At 48.6% G+C, this 640-nt stretch carries 1 protein-coding gene; it reads left to right on the top strand.

All coding sequences use genetic code 11. The features are described 5' to 3' along the window. The coding region (locus R7Z49_RS25780; protein ID WP_318112509.1) for an ABC transporter ATP-binding protein at positions 1-640 on the top strand (640 nt) is incomplete at both ends.

Raw genomic sequence — 640 nt, 5'->3', positions numbered from 1 at the left:
GCCTTCTGGATCAGGCAAAACAACGTGTCTGATGATGCTGGCGGGTTTTGAAACGGCAACAGGCGGGGAGATTTACATTGATGGCGTTCCGGTAAACAATCTCGCGCCACATAAACGCGACATCGGAATGGTATTTCAAAACTACGCGCTGTTTCCTCACATGACGATTGCGGAGAATCTCGCTTTTCCTCTAAAAGTGCGCAAGCTCGATAATCAAACCATTCAAAATAAAGTACAGAGCGCACTGGACATGGTCGAGTTAGGGCACGTTGCCAGTCGTTATCCCAAGCAGTTATCTGGCGGGCAGCAACAACGTGTCGCGTTAGCGAGGGCGCTTGTGTTTGAACCGAAACTCGTCCTGATGGATGAGCCTTTGGGCGCGTTGGACAAGCAACTTCGTGAGCAAATGCAGATGGAGATTAAACACCTGCACGAAAAGCTCGGCATTACGATTTTATATGTCACGCATGACCAAGATGAAGCGCTCACTATGTCTGACCGAATCGCAGTTTTTAATCAAGGCGAAGTGCAGCAACTTGCCCCGCCAACGGAACTGTATGAATCTCCGAGTAACGCGTTCGTCGCTCAGTTTATTGGTGAAAATAATCAGCTTTCTGGTGTGGTAAAAGAGTGGCAATCA

The sequence above is a fragment of the Vibrio sp. 1562 genome, from assembly GCF_033340155.1.
Lineage (GTDB): Bacteria > Pseudomonadota > Gammaproteobacteria > Enterobacterales > Vibrionaceae > Vibrio > Vibrio alginolyticus.
This window is presented reverse-complemented; position numbering and strand designations above follow the sequence as displayed.